This is a genomic window from Vibrio sp. 03-59-1, assembly GCF_013114135.1.
Taxonomy (GTDB): Bacteria; Pseudomonadota; Gammaproteobacteria; order Enterobacterales; family Vibrionaceae; genus Vibrio; species Vibrio cortegadensis.
In genome coordinates this window covers 1-1,109 of sequence record NZ_VTYA01000093.1, presented here as the reverse complement: position 1 = coordinate 1,109, position 1,109 = coordinate 1, and the positions used below count along the sequence as shown (strand labels likewise).

The 1,109-nt window shown below is 44.3% G+C and carries 3 protein-coding genes and 1 tRNA gene; 3 read left to right on the top strand and 1 reads right to left on the bottom strand.

Annotated features, from left to right (window positions below; genetic code table 11):
* The 3 genes from F0249_RS20080 to F0249_RS20460 form a co-directional block, all read left to right on the top strand.
* A partial coding sequence (locus tag F0249_RS20080; RefSeq protein ID WP_171757655.1) for a winged helix-turn-helix domain-containing protein occupies positions 1-208 on the top strand: 208 nt, incomplete at its 5' end.
* Entirely contained in the window at positions 174-689 is a 516-nt protein-coding gene (locus F0249_RS20075) for an IS630 family transposase (protein WP_171757657.1), read from the top strand. The genes F0249_RS20080 and F0249_RS20075, both read left to right, overlap by 35 nt.
* A 47-nt stretch (positions 690-736) precedes the next feature.
* A complete protein-coding gene (locus F0249_RS20460; protein WP_171757656.1) occupies positions 737-973 on the top strand; it encodes a transposase in 237 nt (78 codons plus the stop codon).
* Positions 974-1,012: 39 nt separating this feature from the next.
* On the opposite strand, the gene F0249_RS20065 is transcribed toward F0249_RS20460, so the two are convergent.
* Positions 1,013-1,089: transfer RNA gene (locus F0249_RS20065), tRNA-Asp, on the bottom strand.
* Positions 1,090-1,109: the final 20 nt, after the last annotated feature.

Genomic DNA, 1,109 nt, shown 5'->3' with positions numbered 1-1,109 from the left:
AACCTCTCCTACTGGTGGCCGTCTCATAGCGAGTGATATCCATCACTATATCGTGACGCATTTTGATAAACACTACCATCCTAATTCGATCTATTACCTGCTTGAGCATATGGGTTTTTCTTGGATAACTTCTCGTTCAAAACACCCTAAGCAATCGCAAAAGGCCCAAGACGATTTTAAAAAAATTCCAAATAGAAACGATCCTTAAGATCCCCGGACACGTTGGGCTAGAGAACGTAGATGTCTGGTTTCAAGACGAAGCTAGGTTTGGTCAACAGAACACAACGACTCGACTTTGGGCGGAGCGTGGCACAAGGCCTAGAGTCGTTAAACAACAGCAATTTGAATACGCTTATTTATTTGGCTCTGTCTGCCCAGCAAAAGGAGTGGGTGAGGCCATTGTCGTTCCTTGGGTTAACAAAGACATCATGATAAGTCATCTAGAGCAGATATCGAAAGCCACCGAACGAAGTCGCCATGCCGTCGTGATAATGGATGGCGCAAGTTGGCATAGCGATGACATTGGCAATGAATTTAATAATGTCAGCATCATTAAACTTCCCCCTTATTCTCCCGAGCTATATAACGACATCGTTTCTCAGGTATGTCGTGCTTGGAATGGCTTTTTGGAGTGCAGCGATCGCGTGACCAAAATGTGCAGTAGAGACTGGATAGAGCTGATCAGTTAGTTTTCCGAATTGGTATAACAAGCTAGGATGACCAGTTATTTACTACGATTGGTATTAATAATGTCAGTATCATTAAACTTCCCTCCGATTCTCCCGAACTGAACCCTATTGAACAAGTTTGGCGTTGGTTGAGACAGCACTATCTCGCAAACCAAAGTTTCAATGATTATGACGATATTGTTTCTCAGGTATGTCGTGCTTGGAATGGCTTTTTGGAGTGCAGAGGTCAAGTCGCAAAAATGCTCACAAGAGATTGGTATCATTTTCCCAAACAACAAACGTAAAAAAGCCCTAATCTTTCGATTAGGGCTTTTTCAAATAAGTGGCGGAGTGGACGGGACTCGAACCCGCGACCCCCGGCGTGACAGGCCGGTATTCTAACCAACTGAACTACCACTCCGCAGTGGTCAACTCACTATG